The sequence below is a fragment of the Pseudomonas sp. ICMP 460 genome, assembly GCF_002723595.1.
In the GTDB taxonomy this organism is placed as follows: domain Bacteria; phylum Pseudomonadota; class Gammaproteobacteria; order Pseudomonadales; family Pseudomonadaceae; genus Aquipseudomonas; species Aquipseudomonas kitaguniensis.
In genome coordinates this window covers 153,668-175,493 of the sequence record NZ_LKBR01000004.1, presented here as the reverse complement: position 1 = coordinate 175,493, position 21,826 = coordinate 153,668, and the positions used below count along the sequence as shown (strand labels likewise).

The following is a 21,826-nucleotide window of genomic DNA, read 5'->3' as shown; positions in this document are numbered from 1 at the left end:
TGAAAGGCATCAGGGCAGTACGGTCCAGATCGCAAAGCCTGCATACCACAGCACTGCCGCACGCAGCAGCAGTTCCCACAGCCGATCAAGGCTGTTGATGCCGTCGGCACCCACCACCGGCGGCGGAATTTCAGCCGCCACCAAGCCGACTTTTTCCACCAGTTGTGCGGCGCTGATGTCCCAGCTCAGCAGTTCATGCAGCATCACCCGGCCGACTGCGACAAAGTTACCCACCAGGGCAAAACTCGCCGCCAGCAGGCGTACCGGCACCCAGTCAAACGCATGGCGCAATTGCCCGGCACGCTCGGCGACCAGCGGGTTCTGGCTGTGCTCACTTGCAAGCGCCAGCAGGCGATAGGCCAGCGCGGCGACCGGGCCGAGCAGGAAGTACCAGAAAATCACCGCGAAAAAGCTTTGGTAAGCCTGCCACAACACATGCGCTTGAACGCGCTCCAGCAGTTGCTCGCCATTCTCGGCGGCAATTTGCAGGTCGCGCTCGGCCACGTGCTCGGCGGCTTGCAGGTCGCCGCGCCGCCATGCATCGCGAAACGGCCCGAGCCCGGCCAATAAATCGCCACGGCCCAGGCTGTAAATCACCACCAGCAAATGCACCGGCAGCGCCAGCAAGCCATAAGCCACCGGCTCCAGCACCAACAGCAAGAGCGCCAGCAAGACCACCGGCAACAACACCAGCAGCATCAGAATCAACCAAGGCTGTTTGCCCATGCGCGGGCTCGATTCCAGCTTGGCCAGCTCACGCAACCAGCCGCCGTCGCGCTGCAACCGCCGACGCAAGGCCGAAAATTTCTCAACCCACACCGCCAACACCAACACCAGAAAACTCATCGTGGTTGTCCTCCATCCTGCAAGGCGCTGCGAAAGCGCGCCCAATCAAAAGCCGGGCCCGGGTCGGTCTTGCGCCCCGGGGCGATATCACTGTGCCCGCAAATACGCTGCTGGGTAATGCTCGGGTAGGCCACCAGCAACTGGCGCGTCAGGTCGATCAGCGACACATATTGCGCATCGGTAAAGGCTAGCTCGTCCGTGCCCTCCAGCTCGATCCCCAAGGAAAAGTCATTGCACACTTCACGCCCCTCAAAGCTCGAAACGCCGGCATGCCAGGCGCGATCCAGGCACGACACAAATTGCGTCACCGTGCCGTCGCGCTCAATCAGAAAATGCGCAGACACTCGTAGGTCGGCAATCCCTTCAAAGTAGGGATGTTCCGTGACATCCAGGCGGTTCTGGAAAAACGCCTGCACCTTGCCGGTGGCAAACTGCGCCGGGGGCAAGCTGATGTTATGCACCACCAACAGTGAGATTTCGCCGGCGGGGCGCTCGTTGAAGTTGGGTGAAGGGCAATGACGAATGCCCTTACACCAACCGCTGGTGGGGTCCAACTGCATACGGGTTCCTTTAATGAGACGAGGTGTTACCAGTATGCCGCGTTCAGCCCTGCGGTTGCGATCACTTGCCGCGATTGAGTTGCCTCAGGTTGCCCATCACCGACGCCAGCGCGCGGTCGAACAGCAGGCCATCGTCCAGCATGCGCAGTGCGCCACGCTTGAACGCGAGGGCCAATTGATCGGCATCTTTCTCAAGGACTTTAAGCCCTGTGCGGCTGACAAAAATATAGCTGTTGGCCGGCGCCATGATCGCCAGCAGCTTGCAGCGCACCAGGCTCGCGGGGTCTGGCTGGAATTCAAACCAGCCGCCGACCCGCATCCGGTGGACCTTGAGCAGGTCCGGGTCATCGCTCGGCAGGCTGTGTAGCGGCGCCGGCAAACCGGGGCTGAGTGAAAACGGCTCGCGTACCTTGACCAGCGTGTCGGGGTTCTCGCCGTCGAATGACTGAATATGCAGGGCCTGCAACCGTACAAAAAACGCGCGGGTACTGACGGAATCGAACGCCGCGTTGCTCAAGCCGTTGCGCAATGCCGTGAGCAACCCAGGCACTTGCTCCAACAGGCGCCCGGCAGCCTCGGCGTCTTTGTGCCGGCCGACGCTCCAGATCAACTCGTCCAGGGTGCGCACCGCCGCCTGCCACTGCACCGATGCTTCGCCGTGATTAAGGCAGGCCAGCAACAAGACTTGGCTCCAGGCCTGCTGAACAAACTGCAGCACACACTGCGGCAGCACCTTGCCCAGCAACCGCCGGTTGAGCGCATCGGCTACGTGCTGACGCGCGGCGCGTGTGCGCACGTGCCCAGCTTCAGCCTCGTAGGTGTGTTGTTCAAGCAATTGGCTACGGCGCCGCTCGTCCGCCGTAAAGGCGCTGAATTGCGCCAACAACGGGGTAAAAATCGTCAGGTCTTCGACGAACTCATTCAACAAACACTGCACCACCTGCTCGATATGCACATACAGGCTGTCGCGCTGATAGTCAGCGTGCGGGCTCCAGGCCATGGCGGCGGCGGCAATGTCGTTGAGCAAGCGCCGCGCCGGGTGGTTGGCACGGCTGAAAAAGCTCTTGTCCAGCACCACCACTTTCAATATCGGGATCTGCAAGCGGGCGATCAAGCCCTTGAAGGCCTCGGGCACCGTGCGGTCGTTGAGGATGAATTCGAACAGCAGGGCGATCAGGTTGATTACATCCTCATCGGCGTCTTCCACCACGCGCGACTTGCCGCTCTTGACACTGACGCGGGTCAACAACTGCCCAAGCTGGTTGCGCAGGTCAAAATCGTCTTCGGCTTCGGGTTCCGGCACATATTGCTGCAAATGCGACAGCAGCCGCAGCAGGTCGCGCGTGGCAATCGGCTGCCGTTCGGCGCTGGCTTCCAGGGTGGGCGCGACGCTGCCACGCACGGCGGCGAGCAACTTCTGCAACGCGGCGAAGGCAGCCTGGCCATTTTCATCATGCGGCGGGTCGACGCTCGGCACGCTGCCTTCACGCCGCTCGCGGGCCGCACGCCCGCCGCAGCGCCTCGATGGCACCGCCTTGAGTTCAGGTAAAACCCCGGTGGCGACCAGCAGTTGGTTGGCTTCGAAGTACAACGGGTCGGCGTCGCTGAGCACGTATTTTTCAAACAGCTTGAGCATGATCAGCTTGACGCGAATCTCCACCCCCAGGCTGCGCCCCGCGCGCAAAAAAAACTCACACAGCAGCGCCGGGCCCAACGGGTTATCGCGCTCGTCCAGGGGTTTGCCAAGCAGCGCACTCAAGCGCGCGGTCAACTGCGCCAACGCCAAGCCATCGCGATGTCGCACTCGACCGAGCATGGCCTGCAACGCAGTGGCTTTTTCCAGATCATCCCTTGCATTGCCGGGCGTCGCTTCGTAAGACACCACCGGCACCAGGTGCGGCTCACCCTGCCCGCTCTGGCCCAGATTGGCGAACGCGGCAAACAGTTGCTCCATGAACACGCGCTCGAAGCTCTTGCGTTTGAGGCGCAGGTCGCGCATGGCTTCAAAAAAAATGTGATGGTCGACGTTACTGCGGGCCTTGTCGGCCATTTCGAACAGGGTGTCGTCGGCGTTATCGAAAAGGTCCTGCAAACCTTGCTGCAACTGTTGGGCGGCCTTGTCGCGAACTTGCAGCAACACCACCGGCAGGCGCGCGAGCGGCGATGGCGTGGCCTGTGCTGTGTTGATGGGCACCACCTTTCCGACAAATTGCATCCTGGCCTCCTGAAACGGCGGTGTTGTTCGGCGAAAGATCGGAAGCAGCACCCATGGGGCACTGCAAAAAACCGGCTACCACCAAGACGTCAAAGCTATGACGCCAATTGCAAGGCGCGAGATTATCTTGCAAATGAGTGCAGTTGTGCCAGCAAACTCTGCCATTGGGCTGCAAATGAATGGGTGGTATGGGTTCAAAGGCACTCTGCCTCTATACTCCTGGCACTTTGTTTGTGGAGCCTGTTATGCCGAATCTGCGTCTTGCCGACCTCACCGCCGAAATCGAAGCCAACGTGCGCCGCGCACTTCAGGAAGACATCGGCAGCGGCGACATCACCGCGCAATTGATCCCCGCCGAACGGCTGGCCAAAGCCACCATCATCACGCGCGAGGCGGCTGTTATCGCCGGTACGGCTTGGGTCGACGCGGTATTCCGCCAGCTCGACCCACGCGTGGCGGTGCATTGGCAGGTGGCGGACGGTGAGCGTGTCAGCCCCAACCAGGCGCTGTTTCACCTCGAAGGCCCGGCACGTTCACTGCTGAGTGGCGAGCGTTGCGCGCTGAACTTTTTGCAAACATTGTCAGGCGTCGCCACGCGCGCGCAGTTTCTGGCGGACTTTGTCGCCAGTACCAGGGTCAAGTTGCTGGACACCCGAAAAACCCTGCCGGGCCTGCGCCTGGCGCAGAAGTACGCGGTGACCTGCGGTGACTGCCATAACCACCGCATTGGTTTGTACGACGCGTTTTTGATCAAGGAAAACCATATCGCTGCGTGTGGCGGTATTGCGCAGGCGATTACCGCCGCGCACAAAATTGCGCCGGGCAAGCCGGTGGAAATCGAAGTGGAAAGCCTGAGTGAATTGCGCGAAGCACTGGCGGCGGGCGCCGACATCATCATGCTCGATGAACTGAGCCTGGATGACATGCGTGAGGCCGTGCGCTTGAACGCCGGCAAGGCCAAGCTGGAGGCCAGTGGCGGGATCAATGAAACCACCCTGCTGCCTATCGCTGAAACCGGGGTGGATTATATTTCCATCGGCGCGATGACCAAGGATGTGAAGGCGGTGGATTTGTCGATGCGCCTTAGCCTTTGAGTCGCGTGTTGTGGCGCGCGGGCTTGCTGGCGTTGGGGCACGCAGTGGCCCTGAACCAGACAACCTGGTTTAACTGAAACTGCGCGGTGCCTGTAGTGGGGCCGCTGCGCAGCCCAACGCGAGCAAGCCCGCGCGCCACAGCGAGCGGGCTGCGGGTTTGGCGCTTAGACAATCAGGTTATTCATCTCGCAATACTCATCCCATTCGACACCCAGTACCTCGGCTGCCTCTTTGTGCAAGGCCAGCCGTGCGGCTTCGAATTCTTCCGGTGTCGAGGTGTACTTGAGGCTCAGTTCCCAAGGCTGATAACCCTGGCTTTCCGCCTCATCCTCGAAGGCCCACTGGACCTGATCGCGCTGGTCGTCAGCACTCAGGTCCTTGATCTCTTCTTTAAGATGCGGCGACTCATCGAGGTATTTGTCGAGAGCTTGTTGGTGCCGTGCTTCTTGGGTCAATTCAGTCGTGGTCATGTTGTTCTCTTTAGATCAAGGAATGGGGATGCATCTGGGTCATCAAGGTTGCGCAGATACTAAAGAGCGGGTGCGAATACCGGCTCGTCTGGCCTTCAGAACCATTCTGGGATCATCTGAAAACGTTGCCTTTGAAACAGTCTTGCCTGTGTGCCCGAGACAGGAATCGAACCTGCGACCTTCGCGTTACGAGTGCGCTGCTCTACCGGCTGAGCTACACGGGCTGTGGGCTAAAGCTAGCACCGCATTCGGCATGCGGCAACTAACTCGCCCACCGCCCGACAGGCGCTACGGTGCGTCGGCGCCGCAGCCTTTGGCAACGTATTGCGCATCGGCCGTGGTGGCACACTTCCAGCCCGTAGTGGCGCTGCGCGTCAAGGTGATGGTCTTGCCCAGCACGGGCGCGGGGGCATCAAGGATTTCACAGCTGATGGCACCCGCGCCGGTGGCGACATCGCCGGTCACCTCAATCTTGCAGTTGGCGGTGGGGCTGGTGCCACCGATCAAGGCCAGGGTGGGTACGCTGCCCTGGTTGAGGGTGTCTTCGTAGCCTGCTTTCAGCGCGCTGATTTCGGCCAACCCCGCCGTGAACTTGGCTTTGGCCTGGTGCTTGGTATACATGGGCAAACCGATGGTGGCCAAAATGCCGATGATCGCCACGACGATCAACAACTCGATCAAGGTAAAGCCTTTATGACGCATCACATTCACTCTCCAGAATAAAACCCGTAACAAGGCGCGTCCTGCGCCCCGCGTTTTACAACGGCGCCAGTGTACTCATCCGCGAACGGCCTATCGCGTGCAAGACGCACAATCTGACATTTTAACCTGCATCCGTTGCCTGCTCGCAGCCGCTACCTGACTACGCTGAAGCTTCGACTACCTGTGTGCGGAACGTGACATGACTGACGCTGCAACGATCTACGCCTGGGAAGGCATTAACCGCAAAGGGCGCAGGGTGTGCGGGCACACCGTGGGGCATGACCTGGCGTTGATCAAGGCGCAACTGCGCCAGCAAGGGATTTGCCCTGGCCGTGTGCGCAAGCAGCGCGCGCGCCTGCCACGCTTCGCGCCGCCCATTAATCCCGCTGATATTGCCCTGTTTACTCGCCAGTTGGCGACCTTGTTGCGGGCTGGAATTGCGCTGTTGCAAGCCTTCGATATTATTCGCGAAGGCTTCGACAAACAGTTAATGCGCGCGCTGGTGAGCGGCTTGAAACAGGAGATTGCTGCGGGCAATAACCTGGCGGCAGCACTGCGCAAGCAACCGCGCTATTTCGATGAGCTGTATTGCAACCTGATAGCCGCAGGCGAGCAGGCAGGCGCGCTGGAAACCGTGTTGGAGCGCGTGGCGATTCATCTGGAAAAAAGCCAGTTGCTCAAGGCGCGCATCAAAAAGGCCATGACCTACCCCATCGCCGTGATCGTGGTCGCCTGCGTGGTCAGCACGATTTTGCTGGTCTACGTGGTGCCGCAATTTCAGAGCCTGTTTGCCGGGGTCGACGGCGAACTGCCCGGTTTTACCTTGGGTGTGATTGCCCTGTCCGAATTCCTGCAATATGCCTGGTGGATGCTCGCGCTTGGCCTGGGCACGGCATTGGCGGCGCTGCGCCAGGCCTATCGGCAATCGCCCGTTTTGCGTCACGCGGTAGACGCCGGTTTGTTGAATACGCCCTTGGCAGGCACACTGCTGAAAAAAACTGCTGTCGCGCGCTTTGCCCGCACCCTCTCGACCACGTTTGCAGCGGGCGTGCCGTTGGTGCAGGCGCTGGATTCCGTGGCGGGGGCAGTCGGTAATGGGTTGTTCAAACAGGCGATCGAACATATGCGTCACGATGTATCCACAGGCATGCAGTTACACCACTGCATGGCCACCAGCGGGCTGTTCCCGGGCATGGCCATCCAGATGACGGCGATTGGTGAAGAATCGGGCACGCTGGATAGCATGCTGGAGAAAGTCGCCAATCATTACGAAGCCGACGTGGAGAACCTGGTGGATAACCTCACCCGCTTGATGGAGCCACTGATAATGGTGATATTGGGCGGCATTGTCGGCGCATTGGTCATCGCCATGTACCTGCCGGTCTTCCAATTGGGGTCGGCATTTTGAGCCTGCTACTGAGTGAACAACCCTGGTTGTTTGTCGCAATGGCGCTGGTGCTCGGCTTGATTGTCGGCAGCTTTCTCAATGTGCTGGTGTGGCGCCTGCCGAAAATGCTCGAACGCGACTGGCGCGCCCAAGCCCTGGAAGTGCTCGGTTTGCCGGCTGAGCCTGCACAACCGACTTATAACCTGATGTACCCCCACTCCTGCTGCCCGCATTGCAGCCAACCGATTCGCCCGTGGGAAAATATCCCACTGCTCAGCTACGTGATTCTGCGCGGGCGTTGCGCGCAGTGCCATGAACCGATCAGTGCGCGTTACCCGTTCACCGAGCTGGCCTGCGCATTGATCTCGGCGACGGTGGCCTGGCATTTCGGCTTCGGCTGGCAAGCCGGCGCGGTGCTGCTGTTGAGCTGGGGCTTGCTGGCGATGAGCCTGATCGACATCGACCATCAATTATTGCCGGATGTACTGGTGTTACCGCTGTTGTGGCTGGGGCTGATCGTCAATGGCCTGGATGCGCTGGTGCCGTTGCACGAAGCGCTGTGGGGCGCGGTGCTCGGGTATTTAAGCCTGTGGACGCTGTTCTGGCTGTTCAAGCTGATCACCGGCAAGGACGGCATGGGCTATGGCGACTTCAAGTTATTGGCGTTGCTCGGCGCCTGGGGCGGCTGGCAGATTCTACCCATGACGCTGCTGATGTCGTCGCTGCTCGGGGTCGCTGCCGGCTTGATCCTGATGCGTTTGCGCCAGTCGAAGGCGTCGACGCCGATGCCGTTTGGTCCATGCCTGGCAATTGGCGGCTGGATTGCATTGCTCTGGGGTGGTCAAATAACCGACTTCTATTTGCAGTCTGTCGGTTTCAGATGACCACTTCTGTTGCAACACCCTGGATCCTTGGCCTTACAGGCGGCATCGGCAGCGGTAAAAGCGCTGCCGCCCAGCACTTTATCGACCTGGGCATTGACCTGGTCGACGCCGACCATGCGGCGCGCTGGGTGGTCGAGCCTGGCCGCCCGGCGCTGGCGCGCATCGCCGAGCACTTTGGTGCAGGCGTGCTGCGGCCTGACGGCACGCTGGACCGCGCCGCGCTGCGCACACTGATCTTTGAAGTACCCCAAGAGCGGCGCTGGCTGGAAGCCTTGCTGCACCCGCTGATCGGCGAGGAGATTCGCAGCCACCTGGCGCGCGCGCGCTCGCCTTACGCGATTCTGGTGTCGCCGCTGCTGGTCGAATCGGGCCAGCACAGCATGACCCAGCGCATTCTGGTGATCGACGCGCCCCAATCACTGCAGATTCAGCGTACCCTGCTGCGCGACGGCATCAGCGAACACCAGGTGCAGGCGATTTTGCAGGCGCAGTCCAGCCGCGAAGAACGCCTGAACCATGCCGATGACGTACTGGTCAATGACCAGGACCTTGCCTGGCTGCACAGCGAGGTCGAGCGACTGCACCACTTTTACCTTACTTTGCGTGGAGGCCGATCATGAGCCAACCCTTGACCGTCGACTGCCCAACCTGCGGTGCACCCGTGGAATGGAAAGCGGCCAACCTCAACCGGCCGTTCTGCTCGGACCGTTGCAAACTCATCGACCTCGGCGCCTGGGCGGCCGAGGAACACAAGATTCCGGTGGCCCCGGATGCCGAAGACGAACTGTTCTCCGAAGACCTGCCGCCGCGCCATTAAGGCCGCATAAAGGCGTATTCTTGCTGGTCGTCGAGGTTCTCTGCAAGGTATTGCAGCTCGTCGGCCAGGTCCTCGAAACTGCGCACGCCTTTGCTCTGCTGCACCACTGCACTGAGCATCGCGCGCAGGGTCAAGCCTGGGTCAAAGCCGATTTCCAGTGCGGCGTCCTGGCTTCTGCGCAACTCCTGCCGCGCCCATTCGTAAACACTCATGATCCGTGCTCCCGGAAAAATTTTGCAGAGCATGAGCCTGCGCGGCTGCGCGGGATTTGATCTGGGTCAACGCCGCGAATCGTCGGCCTTTCTACGTTTCTTTGTCAGCCTTGACACAACTTGGCATATATTTTTCTTATAAAACCACGCGAGCAGTTCTTTTGCTGGAATCACGCCTTCCAGAGTGCGCAACCCGCACCAATTGCAAGCAAAGACGTAAACGCCGTCCACCTTCAGTGCAAAGACTGACCAAAAGTCATGTCAATGATTGGCTGTTTTAAAGGAATTAGAACGATGTCCGATGTACGCACGCGCTTGATAGAACTCCGCCTTTTGCCCCTCGCGTTTGGCCTGTATTTGCCCTCCTGCGATATGCCTGCCCCCTCAGGCACCGACACATAGCCTCAGCTGCGTCGCCGCGCCCTGCATTTGCATGGGTGCTGGATAGACGCACCCGTCCTTTTTGAGTGCCCTCACTCGGCTGCGACTTCTCGCGCAGCCGACGCGGATAGCTTTGCTTTGAAAAAAGGTCTGTCATGTCGGAATTTGACGCTATCACCGTACCTCCCAAACGGCCGTGGGCCTTTGTGTGGCATTATATACGGCTGTATCCGCGCTGGCACTGGGCAATCGTGGTGTTGCAGGTGGGCGCGGCCCTGTTCGCAACGCTGATGCCCTATTCGATTGGCCGCATCACCAGCGCGGTCAGCGAGGGTGCTTGGGAGCAGGCCGATCTGTTAGCCGCCAGCCTGCCCTCACTGGGGTTATTGTGCGGGCTCGCCGTGGCCCAAATGCTCTGCGCACGGGGCGCCACGCTGTGCATGATCATGATGCGGCCGGATCAGAAAATCCGCATCGTGCGTGACTTGTTTGCCTACTTGCAGCGCCATTCGGCGCGCTATTTCGGCGAACACTTTGCCGGCAGCCTGGCGCATCGCATCGGTGAAGGCAGTATTGGCCTGCTGGAAATTACCTGGTCGCTGGCAATCGAGATGCTGCCGATTTTAGTCGTGTTGCTCACCAGCCTGGCGCTGCTGACACAGGCGTCACCCTGGCTGGGCCTGGGCTTGCTGGTATGGATAGTGGCTTACACGCTGTTGGCGTTCGTGCTTTCACGCAAGGCTCAGGTGTTGGCGGCCACGCATGCTCAGGCACGCAGTATCACCACCGGCAAGATCGTCGACGCGGTGAGCAACTTGAGCAGCATCCGCCTGTTCGCCCGCCAGGACTTTGAGCTCGGCTACCTGAGCCGTTACCAGGCCCGTGAAAAACAGGCGGCGCAACGCTCGTTTTTCTACCAGGAAAAAATCCGCTTGTTGCAGGACAGCCTGTCGGTTGTGCTGCGCGTCGGCCTGGTCGCCTTGGCGCTGTACTTGTGGCATGTGGGCAAAATCGATGTAGGGCAGTTCGTGATGGTGGCGACGCTGGGCCTGATGATCGTGGCTCAATGCAGCTTCCTGAGCATGCAGTTCATGCACTTCTTCGAGTGCACCGGCAATATCGAAAACAGCCTCGATACCTTGTTGCAACCGCACGAAATGCCGGATCAGGCGAGCGCCCTGCCGACCACTGTGCAAAAAGGCTCGATTCAGTTTCGCGACGTGAACTTCGCCTATGGCCCTGGCAAACCGATATTCAAACACTTCAACCTGCATATTCGCCCCGGCCAGCGGGTAGGCCTGGTCGGCCTTTCCGGTTCAGGCAAGTCGACACTGCTCAACCTGCTGCTGCGTTCATACGACCCGCAAGTCGGCACCGTCGAAATCGACGGCACCAATATTCAGCAGATGACCCAGCAATCGCTGCACAGCCAAATTGGCTTGATCCCACAGGAACCCGGCCTGTTCCACCGCACCCTGCGTGAAAACATTGGCTACGGCGACGTACTCGCCAGCGAAGCGCAAATCGTGCAAGCAGCCCGGCGTGCGCATGCACATGAGTTCATCCTGAATATGCAGGACGGCTACGACGCCTTGATCGGCGAGCGCGGGGTGAAACTCTCGGGCGGCCAACGCCAACGCATTGCGATCGCACGTGCATTGCTCAAAAACGCGCCGATTCTGGTACTCGATGAAGCCACCGCCAGCCTCGACTCGGAAACCGAAAGCCTGATTCAAAGCAGCCTGGACGACATCATGGCCGGCAAAACTGTGGTGGTCGTAGCGCACCGACTGTCAACTATCGCTCACTTGGACCGCATTATTGTGCTGGACAACGGTTTGATTGTTGAAGACGGCAGCCATCATCAACTACTTGAACTTCGCGGCTTGTATTACCGGCTATGGCAGCATCAATCGGACGGCTTGTTGAGCCAAACCGATGCGCCAAAACATGACGTGTTAGTCACCTGATAAACACGCTGCAGTCCGGCAGTTCGCGCGGCACCCTTTATAACTTTCTGTGCATAGATGTTAACTAACTGATAAGACCCTGGACTAAGTTCAAGGTCTTGCGCTGAAGAAGGACCGTCAATTGATGAGTACCGCCCAGTCTGCACTCAGGCGATTTATGCAACAGTGTGAGCATGTGCCTGGCTTTATTTCCCTGCGCCTGGTTGAACAACAATCGCAGTCTTTGGCTGTGACCCGAAATATTATTGAGCCACCCGCCCAGCGCAATGAATGCGGGGTAATGGTGTGTGTGCACGTTGACGGTCAACAGGCTTTTGCCGCCACCAGTGACATCAGCCAATCCGGGTTGCGCTACGCACTCGATCGCGCCACCCAAACGGCCCAGGCACTGCGCGGTCGCGGCTTGTTGAAATACACCACGGCGTACGTGCAAGGCGTGCACGCCCATTACCGCTCGCCCGAACTGGACACGCCGCTCCCCGACACTGCCGAGTGGCTGGCGCTGTTAATGCAAACCTCGCAGCAAGTGCCGAAGGATGCGCGACTGGTGCAGTGGTCCTGCAGCGTGCGCGTGGCGCGCGAACAACAGCTGTACCTGGATAACCAGGGCAACGACATTCAGCGCACACAACAGCAACTGTTTCCGGCACTGGCCGTCACTGCATTTGATGGCCACCAGAGCCAACACCGCTCGTACCAGTTGGCGCAGCAAGGCAGCGCGCGCCTGGTGACCGAGTCAGGTTTTACCGAGCAAGCGCCGCGCGTGGCGGACCAGGCCTTGCAACTGCTGATGGCCCCCAACACCCCGAACGGCGTGCGGGACACGCTGTTGATGCCGGACCAAATGATCCTGCAAATCCACGAATCCATCGGTCACCCGCTGGAGCTGGACCGTATTCTGGGGGATGAGCGCAACTACGCCGGCACCAGCTTTGTCACGCCGCAAATGTTCGGCCATTACCGCTATGGCTCCGATCTGCTGAATGTCAGCTTCGACCCGAATGTGGCCGGCGAACTGGTCAGTTACAGCCATGACGACGAGGGGCTGAAGGCCGAAAAGCACCTGTTGATCGAGCAAGGGATTTTGCAACGGCCAATGGGCGGCGCGCTGTCGCAGGCCCGCAGTGACTTGCCGGGCGTTGCCAACAGCCGCGCGTGCAATTGGAACCGCGCACCGATTGACCGCATGGCCAACCTCAACATAGAGCCTGGCGATCAAAGCATGCAGCAACTGATTGGCGGTATCGAACACGGCATTCTGATGGCCACCAACCGGTCGTGGTCGATTGACGACGCGCGCAACAAGTTTCAGTTCGGCTGCGAATGGGGCCAGTTGATCGAAAACGGTGAGTTGGGAGCGGTCGTAAAAAACCCCAATTATCGCGGCGTGTCATCACAGTTCTGGCGCAATTTACGCGCCGTGGGCGATGCATCGACCCTTCGGGTAATGGGTACGGCCAACTGCGGCAAGGGCGAACCCAACCAGGCAGTGACCGTAGGCCATGCGTCGCCAGCCTGCGTATTCAGCGCAATTGATGTGTTCGGAGGCCAGGCGTGATGAATAACAATTGCCCATTCGCCGTTGAGTTCAAGGCACTGCAACAATGGCTCACGCGCCAGTTGCGCGCCGATGAACATTTCACCCTGCGGTACGAGGCTGAAGACAGCCAGTTTGTGCGCTTCAACCACGGCAAAGTGCGCCAGGCCTACCCTGTGCTGCAAATCGAATTGACGCTTCGCGTGATCCGCAACGAACGACACAGCAGCACACAAATAAACCTCAGCGGCGCGTTCGAACACGATGTGGCGCAGTTGGGCGAAAACCTGCAGCAGTTGCGCGATGTACTCGACGTGCTGCCCGCCGACCCTTATTTATTGCTCAACACTCAGGACTGGCAATCCGAGCGCCATGTGCCGGGTTGTGTGCCGCCGATGCAACAGGTGATCGACACGATTTACCGGCTCAGCCAAGGCCTCGACATGGTCGGCATTTACGCTGCGGGCACGTTGTACCGCGGGTTCGCCAGCAGTTGGGGCGCGTACGGCTGGCATCAATGCGCCAACGCGTTGTTTGACTGGAGCCTGTTCAATGCCAGCGGTGAAGCGGTCAAAACCACCTACGGTTCGGCGCAGTGGGATACCCAGGCATTAACCGATTTATTTGGGCACGCTCGCGAGCAGTTGGAACACCTGAACAAGCCGCGAATCAAGCTCCAACCCGGTCAATACCGTGCCTATCTCGCCCCGGCGGCAGTCGATGAAGTACTCGGCATGCTCAGTTACGGCGCGTTTTCGGCCAAGGCGCTCGCCACCCGACAAAGCCCATTGCAACAGTTACAGTTGGGCACGCAACAGCTCTCGCCACGGGTCAGCCTGCGCCAACAGTCTTCCACCGGCTTTGAACCGGGTTTCAGCCACGACGGCGTACTGGCGGAAGACGTCAATTTGATTGAGGCAGGGAAACTGGTGGGTCAATTGGCCAACTCGCGTTCGGCTGCCGAATATGACCTGCACGGCAACGGTGCGGGCGAAGAAGAAATGCCGCACTCATTGGTGATGGCGCCCGGCGAGCTGGCGACTGCGCAGGTGTTGCGCGAGCTGGGCACCGGCTTGTACATCAGCAACCTGTGGTATTTGAACTACTCGGACAGCGGGGCCGCGAGGCTCACCGGGATGACGCGCTTCGCCACCTTTTGGGTGGAGAACGGGCACATCGCCGGCCCGGTTGAAACCATGCAGTTTGATGACACGGTGTACAACCTGCTGGGGGCTAATTTATTGGCGCTGACCCGCGAACAGGCCTTGTGCATCGACGCCGCAACTTACGCGCGCAGGCAACTCGGCAGCCGCGTTGTTCCGGGGGCTCTTTTAGAACACTTGACACTGACTTTATAAGTAACGCGCCGCGCACCGCACTACTAAATGGCAGTGCGTTGTAAGTATGGTGCACTGCCTTGAGCGTTTCCGAGAACATGAGCGGATTGTAGGACAGTCACGTGTTTAATGGCCCTGCCAAGACTGTCAAAACATACAACTTCGTTAACCCTGAAACTTGTAATCAGCGCTTGCCTGAAAAAACCACTGGCCGTTTATATAGAAACACTTACAAAAAACCTGAATCGGCATTTTTGGCATAGCTGTTGCTATAAACAATGTAACAAGCGTAATACACCGACTATTACTGGATCCAATTCCCAACAAGACAGGAGCTGTAATGACTACTCTCTCGCCATAGTGGCCAATGCATTGCACCGGTGAGTTATCACTTGTACAGGCGCCCATTTTTATAACGGTTGAATGAAATGATTAGTTCTCGTCCCTGCGTGCAAGGGCGAACGGAGCCTTATTGCCCTTCTTTTAGTCGAGGGACTCTTAATGAGTGACGAGGTAAAACACAAAGAGCGGCCTGAGCCACTCATCGGCGCCGAGCGGATGCAGCAGTGGATGCGTATCAGGCATGTGCCTAACGCGTCGCAACCGGGCGGGCTGAGCAAGCCGTACGTGTTGCTGTTGATCGCCGTGGTTGCGCTGTTGCACGGCGGTGCCTGGTGGTTTTTTCAGCAGGCCAAGGCAGCCCCATTGGTGACGCCGCCCGAGATCCCGGAGATGACGGTCGAACTCACCAGCCCGGCGCCCCCGGCACCGCCTGTAGAAGAGCCGCCACCCCCTCCACCGCCGCCACCGCCGCCTGAACCGGAGACGCCGCAGGAAGATGAAGATGCGGTAAAGGAACCGCCGCCAAAACCGGTGGAGAAACCCAAGCCCATCGAGAAACCCAAGCCTGTGGTCAAGCCGAAGCCGCTGCCAAAACCGCAGCCGGTCAAGCCCGCGCCACCGGCACCGGCCGCGCCGGCAGCGCCCGCAGCTGCGCCGACACCGGCGCCTGCAGCACCGGCGGCAGCACCCGGGCCGGTCAAGGAAACCGCCGCGGTGTCCGGGTTGGCCAGCCTCGGAAACCCGCCACCGGAATACCCGTCCTTGGCATTACGGCGCAACTGGGAAGGGTCGGTGGGGCTACGCATCAAAGTGCTGCCCAACGGCCGCGCAGGTTCTGTGGAGGTGATCAAGTCCAGCGGCAAACAAGCCCTGGATGACGCCGCCGTCGAGGCTGTACGCAATTGGAAGTTTGTGCCGGCCAAACGCGGGGATACCCCGATAGAAGGGTTTGCGACGCAGACAATCGCTTTCAAGTTACCGGAATAACCCAGTCGAGTGCCGACATTCATTTAAGCCGCGTTATTAAACCGCAGTGCGAGGTATAGCCATGAACGAGTCTCTGTCTTCCATGATTGTCCCGGGGGTACTTTGGGCATTGGTGCTGTTTTCGGTGATCAGTTGGGCGCTGTTGCTCATCAAGTCATCGCAATACTTGCGTCAGAAATCCCAGAACAACCAGTTCACCAAGGTCTTCTGGGCCGCGCCGGATCTGTTGACTGCCGCTGAACACGCCAGCCAATACCCAGGCTCGCTGGCGCGCATCGCCAACAGTGGTTTTGAAGCGATGATTATCGATGACACGCCGCGCAATACACAGCAGTTGGCCCACACCATCAACCGTGCCGACCGCCTGGAGCGCAACTTGCGCCAGCAGATTCAAAAAGAACGCCGCGCGCTGGAAAGTGGCCAGGCGATTCTCGCCAGTATCGGCAGCACCGCGCCGTTTATCGGCCTGTTCGGCACGGTCTGGGGCATCATGGAAGCCCTGCAAAGCATCGGCGCCAGCGGCTCCGCCAGCCTTGAAACCGTTGCCGGGCCGATCGGTCACGCGCTGATCGCGACCGGCGTGGGCATTGCCGTCGCCGTGCCTGCGGTGCTGATTTACAACTTCTTCCTGCGTCGCCTGAAACTCGCATCGGCCAACATGGACGATTTCGCGCATGACTTTGACGCCCTCGCCCAACGCAGCGACTTTGCCATCGACCGCCAGGCCATCTCCGCCAAGCGCTCGCCCGTGCGGGAGGCAAGCTGATGTCGTTCTCAACCCAAGACAGCGATGAAGTGCTCAGCGAAATGAACGTCACGCCGTTGGTCGACGTGATGCTGGTATTGCTGGTGGTGTTCATCGTGACCACGCCGATGATGACCAACGCCATCAAGATCAACTTGCCCAAGACCGATGCGGTCGCCACCGAGAAAAAGAAAGACCCAGTGGTGGTCAGCGTCGACCAGGACGGCAAGTTTTTCCTGGCCAAGAACGAAGTGGCTCCCGAACTGCTGGAAAAAAGCCTGCAGGACGTGAAGGCCCAGGACCCGGAAGTGCGGGTTCAGTTGCAGGCCGACGCTTCGGTCAATTACGGCCAGGTCGCCAAGGCGATGGCCTCGATTGAGCGCTCCGGCATCACCAAGATTTCGGTGATGACCGCGAGGTAGCGCTCAACTTCACGCCCCTGCGGTAGCGCGCACATGCGCTTCTGCAGGAACTGCGTAACCCGCTGTAACAAGCCATGCACGGGCACTTTTGCCCCCGCAGGGGAACGGCTTGCTTGAAGAAAGTGTTTTGCGCCGGGTCGACAAAGCCCAAACGGAATCATGAAGGTCCACGAGACCATTCCAACAAACATCCAATAAAGTCGGAATCAACCATGCAGATGAAGAGTTCAGGTTTCACCCTCAAACCGCTCGTTGCAAGTGTTCGGCGGCATCGTTTTGTGCCCTTGTACCTGGTTGCCATGGGCATCACCGCAGGCCAGTTGCAGGCCGCCGAAGCCACCGTGAGCACCGACACAGCGGCGCCCGCCCCCACCACCACGCAACTTGATCGCGTGGAAGTGACCGGTTCGGCGATTCGCCGGGTCGATGCTGAAACCGCGGTGCCCATCACCATTCTGCGCACCGAACAGTTACGCAGTGAGGGCGTGACCACCACCGCTGAAATCATGCAGCGGGTCACGGGCAACCAGTCGCTGCGCAACTCCGCCAGCTCCGTGGGCTTGTCCACCGGTGGTTCCAGCTTCGCCGACATGCGCGGCATTGGTTCCAACAAAACCCTGGTACTGCTCAATGGCCGGCGTTTGGGCAACAACGCCATCGACGGCGCTTCGGTTGACCTGAACACCATCCCTTTCGCCGCCATTGACCGTGTTGAAGTGTTGCGCGACGGCGCATCGGCTTTGTACGGCACTGACGCGATTGGCGGCGTGATCAACTTCATCACCAAAAAATCCATGACCGACGGCACGCTTTCACTGGGCGGCGAAGGCGCCGATGCCAGCGGTGGCGGCAACAGTCACGACTTGAGCGCAAGCTGGGGCTTTGGTGACCTGGAGCAAGACCGTTTCAACCTGATGGCGGTGATGAACTACAACAAGCAAGACAGCCTCAGGGCCAAGGACCGCACCTTTGCCACCTCGTACGCACCCGGCCGAGGCCTGGACCAAACGTCGGGCACTTCTTTTCCGGCCAACTACAGCCAGGGCGGTGTCACCTCCAACCCGCTGTCCAGCGGTAACTGCAACGGGCCTAACCTGGTGTCGCGCCAGGGCGTGTGCCGCTTCAACACCACCGACTATCTGGATTTGTTGCCCGAGACCGAAAAAACCTCCTTCTTCGGCAAGGCCACCGGCAAGATCACCGATGAAGACAGCGTCAGCCTCGAATACTTCTGGGCGCGCAACAACAACGCGACAGCCATCGCCCCGGCACCTTTGACCGGCTTGAGCATGGACCCGACCTCGCCGTACTTTCCCGGCAACGGCATCACCCCTGCGTCGACCAACGCTGCGTTCGACGCAACCCAACCGGTCGACCTCAACTGGCGCGAAACCGCAGCCGGCGGGCGACAAGCCAAAGACCAGAACACCAGCCAGCGTCTGGTCCTGAGCTTTGATGGTGTGGCCAAGGGCTGGGATTACAACGTTGGCGCCTCGTACAATCAGAACCAGGTGCTTTCCAGCGTCACCGGCGGGTATGTCAGTGACGCGGCGATGATCAATGGCATCGCGGACGGCGTCATCAACCCGTTTGGTCCGCAAAGCGCTGCCGGGCAGGCGCTGATTGACGCCAACCAATACCACGGCCAGTACTCATCCTCTGTGGGCCGCGTGACCGGGCTGGATGGCCGGATGAGCCGTGAAGTGGGTGACTGGTTTGGTGCCGGGCCTGCTGGCCTGGCGATTGGTGGCGAGTTCCGCCAGGAAAAATTCCATCAAAGTTACGAGGCCTTCGCTGCGGACATTTCCAGCCTGGGCGTCGACCCCAACGGCAGCGTCGAGGGCGACCGCACCGTCAAGGCGGTGTACACCGAGCTGAACGTGCCGGTATTCGACAGCCTGGAGTTGTCGGCCGCCGTGCGTCACGACAAATACAGCGACTTCGGTAGCACCACCAACCCGAAATACTCGTTCCGCTACCAGCCGTTCAAAGAAGTGGTGGTGCGTGGCGCGTACAGCGAAGGCTTCCGCGCCCCGTCGCTGTATGAGCTGTACAACCCGCAATACACCACCTTCACTCAGGGTTATTACAACGACCCGAACCTGTGCACCGGCGGTGTGGTGCAAGCGGGCGGTAACGCCGGTCGCGATTGCGGTCAGCAGTTCCATAACCGCACGGGCGGCAACACCAATCTGTCACCTGAAAAAGCCCGTAACGTGACGGTGGGGTTCGTCTATCAACCGGTACGCAACTTGTCGATGGGCCTGGACTTCTGGTGGATTCACATCGCCAACCAGATCGCCGAGTTCCCTGAATCCACCGTGTTTGACGACCCGAACGCTTACGCCGATCGTTTCATCCGCAACGCCGATGGCACCCTCAACTACGTGCAAACCGGGCTGGCTAACTTGGGTGCAGTCAAAACCAGCGGCGTCGATGTGTCGCTGGACTACAAGTTCCCAAACACCCCGTTCGGCCAGTTCGGCCTGGGCCTGCAAGGCACTTACGTGTCGCGTTATGACTACCAGACCACGATTGGCGGCAGTTACACCGACAACGTCGGCGCGTTCGAAGGCAAGGGCATGATCGCGCGCTGGAAACACGTACTGAGCGGCACCTGGAACCTGGGCGCTTACCGTGCCTCGCTGGTCAACCGCTTTACCAGCGGCTACGACGACGCCGACCCCGAGACCCACTCGCGTGTTGCCTCTTACACCCTGTGGGACCTGTCCGGTGGCTACACCTTCAACAAAACCGTGGACCTGGATGTAGGGGTTAAAAACATGTTTGACCGCAACCCGCCGTTCTCCAACCAGGCTTATAACTTCCAGAGCGGCTACGACCCACGTTACAGCGACCCGATGGGCCGTACGTTCTTTGCCCGTGCGACTTACCACTTCTGAGTGAACACCGGTGCAGGTCCACTCCTGCCTGTACCGGTGCAAATTGCGAGCTCGCAAACCCCGGCGCTTTTCGACACGCAGCGCCGGGGATTTTTCCACGCACTCGACGGTTCAACACGCGGTACAAGGAAACTCCATCATGTGTTCGTTAATCCTGCCCCTGCTGCGTTTTTTGCTGGTGCCTGCGTTGTTTTGCGTGTGCATGAGCGTGAATGCTGCACCCAGCCAAGCCATGACGGTGTATGGCGAAGCACCCAAATACCCGGACAATTTCCAGCACTTCGATTACGTCAATCCCAACGCGCCCAAAGGCGGTTCGTTGAGTCGAGCGTCCATGGAAATCGGCCAATTCAATTACATCGTGCCGTACATCGACCAGGGCACCGGCGTCATCCAGGTTGATCAATGGGTGTATTCGCCCTTGGCGTTTCGCTCACTCGACGAGCCCTACACCGTCTATGGCTTGATCGCGCAGAAGATGGAGCGCGACCCTGACGGCCTGTGGGTACGTTTTTACGTGAACCCCAAAGCGCGTTTCGCCGACGACACGCCGATCACCGCGAACGACGTAGCGTTCACCTACACCACCCTGATGACCAAAGGCAGCCTGAGTTTTCGCATGCTGTATGGCGAGGTCAAAGACATGGTGGTGGAGAACCCGCTGCAAATTCGCTTTGACTTCAAGAACAACCAGAACCGCACACTGGCCCTGGACTTGGCGAGCATGCGCATCCTGCCGGAACACGGCTGGAAGACGCGCGACTTCGCCACCGGCGGCGGCTTTGAAGCGCCGCTGGGCAGCGGGCCGTATTCGGTCAGCCAGGTAGATCCCGGGCGCAGCATCAGTTTTGAGCGCAACAAAAACTGGTGGGCCAAAGATTTGCCGGTCAGCAAGGGCTTGTACAACTTCGACCGCCTGACCGTGAACTTCTATGCCGACACCGACATTGCCCGGCAACTGCTCAAGGCCGGTGCGTTTGACTACAACCGCGAGTTTTCGGCCACCGGTTTCAGCATCGGCTATGACGGCCCGGCGCTGGCCGACGGGCGCTTGCAACGCGGTGTATTTGCCAAGGAAAAACCCGGCACAGCCCAGGGTTTTGCGTTCAATTTGCTCAACCCGTTTTTCCAGGACCGCAGGGTGCGCCAGGCCATCAGCCTGTTGTGGGACTTTGAGTGGACCAATAAACAGATGATGCGCAATTTTTATGTGCGCCAGCAAAGCTACTTCCCCAAAAGCGAAATGGCCGCCACCGAGCTGCCCGACGCCCGCGAGCTGGAGATTCTCGAACCGTTGCGCGGCAAAGTGCCGGACGAAGTGTTCAACCAGGTTTACCAGGCACCCAAAACCGATGGCAGCGGTTATATCCGCGACAAACAACTGCAGGCACTGGCGCTGCTCAAGGCCGCTGGCTGGCAGCCCAAAGGCAATAAGCTGGTGGATGACCAGGGCCAACAGTTGAGCTTTACCTTTCTGGACGGTCAAGGCGGTTTTGACCGCATGATCCTGCCGTTCAAACGCACGCTGGCACAGATCGGCATCAACATGGACATCCGCAAGATTGACTCGGCGCAGTACATCAACCGGGTCAACGCCCGCGACTACGACATGATCGTGGTGCAGTTCCCGCGCGGCGGCCAACCCATCGTTTCGCCGGGCCGCGAAATGTATGACATGTACGGCTCAGGCAGCGCCACCCAAGTGGGTGCCTCCAACGCCTTTGTACTGCGCGACCCCGCCGTCGACAGGCTGATTGACGGCTTGGTGCAGGCCAATAACCGCGACGACATGGTGCATTACGCCCGCGCACTCGACCGAGTGCTGCAATGGGGCTACTACATGATTCCCAACTACTACTCGGTCGGCACGCCCACCGTGTACCTCAACCGTTTCGGTCGGCCTGCGCGGGAGCCCACGTTTGACGAGGGCCTGGACAGCTGGTGGGAAGTCAGCAAAACCGCGCTGACCACTGCCGACTTCAGCAAGGCCAACGCACCGTCGGAGGGGCATTGAG

At 59.6% G+C, this 21,826-nt stretch carries 19 protein-coding genes and 1 tRNA gene; 13 read left to right on the top strand and 7 right to left on the bottom strand.

The window, feature by feature from the left end; all coding sequences use genetic code 11:
- Nucleotides 1-9 precede the first annotated feature (9 nt).
- The 3 genes from ampE to AO240_RS05250 all read right to left on the bottom strand — a co-directional run bounded on the left by ampE (nt 10) and on the right by AO240_RS05250 (nt 3,621).
- The gene (gene ampE, locus AO240_RS05260; RefSeq protein ID WP_099235437.1) at nt 10-846 is read right to left on the bottom strand and encodes a regulatory signaling modulator protein AmpE; all 837 of its coding nucleotides are present in this window, start codon (nt 844-846) and stop codon (nt 10-12) included.
- A complete protein-coding gene (gene ampD / locus AO240_RS05255) occupies nt 843-1,406 on the bottom strand; it encodes a 1,6-anhydro-N-acetylmuramyl-L-alanine amidase AmpD (RefSeq protein ID WP_099235436.1) in 564 nt (187 codons plus the stop codon). Before ampD ends, ampE begins: the two co-directional genes overlap by 4 nt.
- Before the next feature lie 61 nt (nt 1,407-1,467).
- Nucleotides 1,468-3,621 (bottom strand): DUF1631 domain-containing protein, encoded by a 2,154-nt coding sequence (locus AO240_RS05250; protein WP_099235435.1) that lies wholly within the window; start codon nt 3,619-3,621, stop codon nt 1,468-1,470.
- Between the two features lie 245 nt (nt 3,622-3,866).
- Here AO240_RS05250 and nadC point away from each other — a divergent pair, with 245 nt between their 5' ends.
- Nucleotides 3,867-4,715 (top strand): carboxylating nicotinate-nucleotide diphosphorylase, encoded by an 849-nt coding sequence (nadC, locus tag AO240_RS05245; RefSeq protein ID WP_099235434.1) that lies wholly within the window; start codon nt 3,867-3,869, stop codon nt 4,713-4,715.
- A gap of 164 nt (nt 4,716-4,879) precedes the next feature.
- Here nadC and AO240_RS05240 read toward each other — a convergent pair whose 3' ends face one another.
- From AO240_RS05240 to AO240_RS05230, 3 genes are all read right to left on the bottom strand, one after another.
- A complete protein-coding gene (locus AO240_RS05240; protein ID WP_099235433.1) occupies nt 4,880-5,185 on the bottom strand; it encodes a DUF6388 family protein in 306 nt (101 codons plus the stop codon).
- Between the two features lie 151 nt (nt 5,186-5,336).
- Nucleotides 5,337-5,409, bottom strand: a tRNA-Thr gene (locus AO240_RS05235).
- A gap of 64 nt (nt 5,410-5,473) precedes the next feature.
- Entirely contained in the window at nt 5,474-5,887 is a 414-nt protein-coding gene (locus AO240_RS05230) for a pilin (RefSeq protein ID WP_099235432.1), read from the bottom strand.
- Between the two features lie 199 nt (nt 5,888-6,086).
- Here AO240_RS05230 and AO240_RS05225 point away from each other — a divergent pair, with 199 nt between their 5' ends.
- Genes AO240_RS05225 through yacG form a run of 4 tightly spaced genes read left to right on the top strand, consistent with a single transcriptional unit; the run spans nt 6,087 to nt 8,975 of the window.
- Nucleotides 6,087-7,295: a type II secretion system F family protein gene (locus AO240_RS05225; RefSeq protein ID WP_099235431.1), complete on the top strand. Its 1,209-nt coding sequence runs from the start codon at nt 6,087-6,089 to the stop codon at nt 7,293-7,295.
- Nucleotides 7,292-8,158, top strand: coding sequence for an A24 family peptidase (locus AO240_RS05220; protein ID WP_099235430.1), 867 nt, complete (start codon nt 7,292-7,294; stop codon nt 8,156-8,158). The genes AO240_RS05225 and AO240_RS05220 overlap by 4 nt, the downstream gene beginning before the upstream one ends.
- The gene (coaE, locus tag AO240_RS05215; protein ID WP_099235429.1) at nt 8,155-8,778 is read left to right on the top strand and encodes a dephospho-CoA kinase; all 624 of its coding nucleotides are present in this window, start codon (nt 8,155-8,157) and stop codon (nt 8,776-8,778) included. The genes AO240_RS05220 and coaE overlap by 4 nt, the downstream gene beginning before the upstream one ends.
- Nucleotides 8,775-8,975: a DNA gyrase inhibitor YacG gene (gene yacG / locus AO240_RS05210; RefSeq protein ID WP_005784677.1), complete on the top strand. Its 201-nt coding sequence runs from the start codon at nt 8,775-8,777 to the stop codon at nt 8,973-8,975. The genes coaE and yacG overlap by 4 nt, the downstream gene beginning before the upstream one ends.
- Here yacG and AO240_RS05205 read toward each other — a convergent pair.
- Nucleotides 8,972-9,187 (bottom strand): hypothetical protein, encoded by a 216-nt coding sequence (locus tag AO240_RS05205; RefSeq protein ID WP_012722156.1) that lies wholly within the window; start codon nt 9,185-9,187, stop codon nt 8,972-8,974. The two genes, yacG and AO240_RS05205, sit on opposite strands and share 4 nt — an antisense overlap.
- A gap of 536 nt (nt 9,188-9,723) precedes the next feature.
- On the opposite strand from AO240_RS05205, the gene AO240_RS05200 reads away from it, so the two are divergent.
- The 8 genes from AO240_RS05200 (at nt 9,724) to AO240_RS05165 (ending at nt 21,825) form a co-directional block, all read left to right on the top strand.
- Nucleotides 9,724-11,538, top strand: a complete 1,815-nt coding sequence (locus AO240_RS05200; protein WP_099235428.1) for an ABC transporter ATP-binding protein — start codon at nt 9,724-9,726, stop codon at nt 11,536-11,538.
- Nucleotides 11,539-11,662: 124 nt separating this feature from the next.
- A complete protein-coding gene (locus tag AO240_RS05195) occupies nt 11,663-13,096 on the top strand; it encodes a TldD/PmbA family protein (protein WP_371918592.1) in 1,434 nt (477 codons plus the stop codon).
- Entirely contained in the window at nt 13,096-14,433 is a 1,338-nt protein-coding gene (locus tag AO240_RS05190) for a metallopeptidase TldD-related protein (protein WP_099235426.1), read from the top strand. The genes AO240_RS05195 and AO240_RS05190 overlap by 1 nt, the downstream gene beginning before the upstream one ends.
- A gap of 480 nt (nt 14,434-14,913) precedes the next feature.
- Entirely contained in the window at nt 14,914-15,741 is an 828-nt protein-coding gene (locus tag AO240_RS05185) for an energy transducer TonB (RefSeq protein WP_099235425.1), read from the top strand.
- A gap of 61 nt (nt 15,742-15,802) precedes the next feature.
- The gene (locus AO240_RS05180; protein WP_099235424.1) at nt 15,803-16,507 is read left to right on the top strand and encodes a MotA/TolQ/ExbB proton channel family protein; all 705 of its coding nucleotides are present in this window, start codon (nt 15,803-15,805) and stop codon (nt 16,505-16,507) included.
- Entirely contained in the window at nt 16,507-16,908 is a 402-nt protein-coding gene (locus tag AO240_RS05175; RefSeq protein WP_058412753.1) for a biopolymer transporter ExbD, read from the top strand. The genes AO240_RS05180 and AO240_RS05175 overlap by 1 nt, the downstream gene beginning before the upstream one ends.
- Before the next feature lie 212 nt (nt 16,909-17,120).
- Nucleotides 17,121-19,811 (top strand): TonB-dependent receptor, encoded by a 2,691-nt coding sequence (locus tag AO240_RS05170; RefSeq protein WP_099235423.1) that lies wholly within the window; start codon nt 17,121-17,123, stop codon nt 19,809-19,811.
- A gap of 139 nt (nt 19,812-19,950) precedes the next feature.
- Nucleotides 19,951-21,825 carry an extracellular solute-binding protein gene (locus tag AO240_RS05165; RefSeq protein WP_099235422.1) on the top strand — a complete coding sequence of 625 codons (1,875 nt, stop codon included), beginning with the start codon at nt 19,951-19,953 and terminating at the stop codon, nt 21,823-21,825.
- Nucleotide 21,826: the final 1 nt, after the last annotated feature.